The sequence below is a fragment of the Methylophaga sp. genome (genome assembly GCF_048266885.1).
Lineage (GTDB): Bacteria > Pseudomonadota > Gammaproteobacteria > Nitrosococcales > Methylophagaceae > Methylophaga.
In genome coordinates, this window is sequence record NZ_JBLWYR010000023.1 from 37497 (window position 1) to 43200 (window position 5704).

General features: G+C 44.3%; 5 protein-coding genes. All 5 read left to right on the plus strand.

Translation table 11 applies throughout. From position 1 onward, the window contains the following. The coding region (locus tag ACN0V2_RS11460; protein ID WP_417550953.1) for a helicase-related protein at positions 1-683 on the plus strand (683 nt) is incomplete at its 5' end. A gap of 77 nt (positions 684-760) precedes the next feature. After that, positions 761-2524, plus strand: a complete 1764-nt coding sequence (argS, locus tag ACN0V2_RS11465) for an arginine--tRNA ligase (protein WP_417550954.1) — start codon at positions 761-763, stop codon at positions 2522-2524. A 9-nt stretch (positions 2525-2533) separates the two neighbouring features. Further along, entirely contained in the window at positions 2534-3151 is a 618-nt protein-coding gene (locus tag ACN0V2_RS11470) for an SPOR domain-containing protein (RefSeq protein ID WP_417550955.1), read from the plus strand. Between the two features lie 94 nt (positions 3152-3245). After that, positions 3246-4520, plus strand: a complete 1275-nt coding sequence (locus tag ACN0V2_RS11475) for a formylmethanofuran dehydrogenase subunit B (RefSeq protein WP_417550957.1) — start codon at positions 3246-3248, stop codon at positions 4518-4520. A 12-nt stretch (positions 4521-4532) separates the two neighbouring features. Then, on the plus strand, positions 4533-5704 hold a 1172-nt coding region (locus ACN0V2_RS11480; protein ID WP_417550958.1), incomplete at its 3' end, for a formylmethanofuran dehydrogenase subunit A.

A 5704-nucleotide genomic window follows, 5' to 3' on the forward strand; every position in this document is an offset into this window, starting at 1 on the left:
ATGTACCTGTTTTACGAATAGATCGTGATAGCACTCAACGAGTTAATTCGTTTGCCAATATGGTCAAACAAATTAATCAAGGCCAGGCTGCTATTTTGGTGGGTACTCAGATGTTAGCTAAAGGCCATGATTTTCATGATGTGACACTGGTTGGGGTGGTAGATGCTGATCAGGCATTATTTAGTGCAGATTTCCGAGCCACGGAAAGTCTTGCACAATTAATTACTCAGGTTACTGGCAGAGCTGGCCGCGGTAAAAAAGCTGGTGAAGTACTGATTCAAACTGAACAACCTGAACATCCGTTCTGGCAAAACCTTTTGCAACATGGATATGAAAACGTTGCTGATAATTTATTATCCGAAAGGATCCAGATGGAATTACCTCCACATGGGTTTTGGGCAGTCTGGCGAGCTGAAGCAAAAGAGAAAGATTTGGCCATTGAATTATTACAACAAGTTTCTGGTTTACTGCATCAATCAAATTCATCCGTTTTAATCTTGGGCCCGGTGCCAGCATTAATGGAAAAACGAGCGGGGCGATATCGTGCACAATTGCTGATGCGATCCGCAGATCGTGGTGCACTGCATCAATTAATCGATCAACATATCGATTCAGTAACTAAGCTTAAACTGGCGCGAAAAGCTCGTTGGTCGATAGACATTGATCCGACGGAACTAATCTAATCCCCAGGATAGTGTCATCCGTCTGCCTGATCGGTTAAAATTCGCCATCACATTTCTGTTACCTGGACTTCATTGCCTTGAAAGACCAATTGAAAAAAATTATCGACAGCACATTAGCTTCGCTGATTTCACAACAACGCCTTCCTGAAGCTATTTCATCGATTGAAGTTAAGCTGGAACGAACCAAAGATCGCAGTCATGGTGATTTTGCTAGCAATATCGCAATGGTATTGGCAAAACCTAGCAAAATGAATCCTCGTCAGCTTGCCAGCCTGATTGTTGATGCGCTGCCAACCCATGAAATGCTGGATAAAGTCGAGATTGCCGGCCCAGGCTTTATCAACTTCACTTTATCAACTTCTGCCAGACAACAAGTGGTAGCTGAAGTATTGAAAACTGCAGGTCAGTTTGGCCTGAGTGATTACGGTAAAGGACATAAAATTCAGGTGGAGTTTGTTTCTGCCAATCCAACAGGCCCTCTACATGTCGGTCATGGTCGTGGCGCTGCCTATGGTTCGGTCGTCAGCAGTTTACTCAAAGCCGTTGGTTTTGATGTACACCGTGAATATTACGTTAATGATGCCGGCCGGCAGATGGATATTCTCGCCACCAGCGTCTGGTTGAGATATCTGGAAAAATGTGGCGAACAATTTACTTTTCCGAGTAACGGCTACCGCGGCGAATATGTGTTTGATATTGCTGAAACACTTAAAAATCAGCATGGCGAAGCGTTATTACATCCTGCTGCTGTGGTGTTTGATGGTGTACCGACTGACGAACCACAAGGTGGCGACAAAGAATTGCACATTGATGGCCTCACAAATCAAGCTAAAAAATTACTCGGTGCAGAGTTATATCGTCAGTTATTTGATTTAGGATTGAATGCCATTTTGGATGACATCCGTAATGATTTGGCAGAATTTGGCGCCGAATACGATAAATGGTTTTCTGAGCGGTCATTGGTTGAATCGGGCGTAGTTGAACAAGCGATTGAACAGCTCAAAGCAGCCAATATGCTTTATCAGCAAGATGGCGCCTGGTGGTTTAAATCAACAGAATTTGGTGATGAAAAAGATCGCGTAGTCGTGCGTGATAATGGCCAAGCAACCTATTTTGCTTCCGATGTTGCCTATCATCTCAATAAATTTCAGCGTGGTTTTGAGCAAATTATTGATATTTGGGGCGCCGATCATCACGGTTATATTCCACGTGTTAAAGCTGCGATGTCTGCGTTAAATCAAGATGTCAGCAAATTAAACGTTCTTCTTGTGCAGTTTGCGGTGTTATATCGTGGTAAAGAAAAAGTCGGTATGTCGACGCGTAGCGGTGAGTTTGTTACCTTGCGTGAACTGCGTGATGAAGTAGGAAAAGACGCTGCCCGTTTCTTTTACGTGATGCGTGGCGCGGATCAGCATATGGATTTTGATTTGGAGTTAGCCAAATCACAAAGTAATGATAACCCAGTATATTACGTGCAATACGCACATGCTCGGGTGTGTAGTGTGTTCCGTCAATTGGCAGAAAGGCAATTGAATTGGGATGAACAGACTGGATTACAAAATCTGTCAGTGTTAACAGAAGATCATGAGCAAGCATTATTTACCATGTTGTCGCGCTATCCGGAAGTGGTTGAACTATCAGCAATTACCTATACCCCACATTTATTAGCGCATTTCTTGATGGATTTAGCGCGTGATTTTCATACTTATTACAACGCTCATCAGTTTATGACGGACGATAACAAAGTTACTCAAGCACGTTTAACGTTGATTACCGCAGTCAGACAGGTAATCGCAAACGGTCTAGGTTTAATGGGCGTTTCAGCGCCACAATCGATGTAAGAGGTTTTTGTGGCAGCAAAAAGAAATACCCGTAAACAACCTCCAAAACAAGGCGGCGGTATGCCTTGGGGACCGATGTTAATCAGTTTTGCAGTTGGTGCTTTTGTGATGTTTTTATTGCATCTAAAAGAAAATGTGCCTGCCGATAAACAACAGGCTAAAACCACCCAACAGCAGCAAAAAAAATCAGGGGTAGAACCCACTTTTGATTTTTATACGTTATTGCCTGAAACCGAAGTGGTGGTAGAAAAACCCAAACCTATCGCCAATCAACCGCAAAAACCGATAGTATCTTCTCCACCGGAAGAAGTGGCAGAAGCTCCGCAATCCGTAAATCAAACTGCGGAGCAAATTAAACAGGCTGCCTTAGAGCCCCCAGTTGATTCAGTCAGTTATATGATTCAGGTCGGGTCATTTAAAAAACTTGAAGATGCAGATGGTTTTCGGGCTAAGTTAGCCTTTTTAGGTATTGAATCAAAAGTGCAAACTGTGACAATTGATAATACGGATACATGGCATCGTGTTCAGGTTGGGCCAGTAGCAGGTCGTGATAAAGCCGATGCTTTACAAAAACAGTTACGTGACAACAATATTGATTCACTTTTATTGCGGGCAAAACATGGTTAACAGCTTTCAATATTGCCGCTAAATTGTCCGCTTGGACTTGAAGCAGGTCATAAAGGCCCCAGTTATTTTTATAAGAACTATCGAGGACAGCGATATGACAGAAAACAGCACGGCAACCGTTTGGCATGAAGTTGCCAGCCCCTTTTGTGGTATAGCGTCCGATGATCTGACGATAGAGGTCAACGGAAATATCGTTAAAGTGCTGGAAAATGGCGATGCTGTTACGCGACCAGGTTTTGAAACACCGATAACCGACACACAACCCCGCATTAAAGGTAAAGAAGTCACGCTAGATCAAGCGATTTCACACATTGCCGATTTAATGATTAATAGTAAACAGCCGTTAATTGCTGGGTTAGGGACTGACTTAAATGGTGCGCGTGCAGCCATGGCATTGGCCGATAAAAGTGGTGCAACAGTAGATAGTTTTTATTCTCCGGCAGCATTTCGCAATATCTTGGTATTACAAGACACGGGCTATATGACCACTACTTTGACCGAGGTGAGAAACCGGGTTGATGTGTTACTGGTTGTCGGTACTGATGTCGAATCGACATTTCCACGCTTTTTTGAACGAATGGTGTGGAATAAAGAAAGCATGTTTGGTCAAGAAATCGAGTCCCGCGAAGTTATTTATCTAGGCAAAAAACCTAGTGGTAATGCTTCAACTTCGCCAAAGGGCAAAAAAGCTCAGACGATTGCCTGTAATAATGCAGATTTACCGGAAGTAGTATCTGTATTACGGGCTCTGTTGAAAGGTAAACAGATTCAAGCGGAAACGGTTGCTGGCGTGGCAGTCAGTGAATTACAGGCCTTGGCCGAAAAATTAAATGCAGCTAAATATTCAGTGGTGACCTGGTCAGCTGGCCAATTAGATTTTGATCACGCTGAGGCGACTATTCAAAACGTTTGTGAAATGATCAAAGAGATCAATGCAACAACACGTAGTAATGGTCTGCCATTAGGCGGTAAAGAGGGCGATACTACAGTAAATGCGGTAGCCTCCTGGCAAAGTGGCTATCCGATGCGTACAACATTTAATCGTCGTTTTCCAGATTACGACCCGTTTTTAAACGATGGTCGACGTATTCTTGCTGAAGGTGAAACCGATGTCGTTATCTGGGTTTCCAGTTTCAACACTACTGTTACACCACCTCAGTCATCAGCGAATACCATTGTGCTTGGACGTAGTGGCATGCAGTTTGAAACTGAGCCAGAAGTTTATATTCCAGTGGGTGTGCCTGGAATTGATCATGAAGGACGCACTTTCCGAACCGACAGTGTGGTTTCAGTACCGCTTAGAAAATTACGTGACAGCGGCTTACCTAGCGTGTTTGAAGTACTTAGTGCGGTCGAACAGGCCCTGTAAACGGAGATAAAGATGCTTTTAAAACTAACCGGCGGACGTATTTTTGACCCGGCACATGATCAAAATGATGTGGTACGGGATATTTATATTCGTGACGGACGTATTGTTGAAAAACCAACAGATGGACGAGTCGATAAAGAGATCGATGTAAGTGGCAAAGTCATTATGGCAGGCGCCATTGATATGCATACCCATATCGGCGGTGGCAAGGTCAACATTGCCCGCACTATGCTGCCGGAAGATCATGCCCAAGCTGTTTACGAACGTACAGAGTTATTACGTTCAGGCACCGGTCATGCGGCCCCTAGCACATTAACTACCGGATATCGTTACGCAGAGATGGGTTACACCGCAGGCTTTGAACCGGCAGTATTACCGATTAATGCCCGTCAAGCTCATATGGAAATGCATGACACACCGATTATCGATAAAGGTGGTTATGTGATGCTCGGCAGTGATGATTTTCTACTGCGGATGATGGCGGCCAATTCCGATCAGGAAGCAATTAATAATTATGTCGCCTGGACCATTAATCATGCTCAGGCAGTCGGTCTGAAAGTGGTTAATCCCGGCGGTATCAGCGCGTTTAAATTCAATCAGCGTAAGCTGGATTTAGACGAAAAAAATGATTTTTACGGCGTCACGCCACGCGATATTCTGCATAGATTGTCACGAGCGGTGCAGGAAATCGGTGTGCCACATCCATTGCATGTACATGGTTGTAATCTGGGTGTACCGGGTAATATGCAAACCACGCTAGATACCATTCAGGGCGCTGAAGGCGTGCCGATGCATCTGACACATATTCAGTTTCACAGTTACGGTACTGAAGGCGATTTCAAATTCTCCTCCGGTGCGGCTGAAATTGCTGAGGCGATTAATAAACACAAAAATATTACCGTGGATGTCGGGCAGATCCTGTTCGGACAGACAGTAACCGCTTCTGGCGACAATATGCGTCAGTTCGCCGGCGCACCACATGCACATCCAAACAAATGGGTATGTATGGACATTGAGTGTGAAGCCGGTTGTGGTGTAGTGCCGTTCAAATACAAAGACCAAAGTTATGTGAATGCATTGCAATGGATGATAGGTCTGGAAACCTTCCTGATGGTCGATGATCCTTGGCGTATATTCCTGACCACCGATCATCCAAACGGTGCACCATTTACCAGTTATCCACA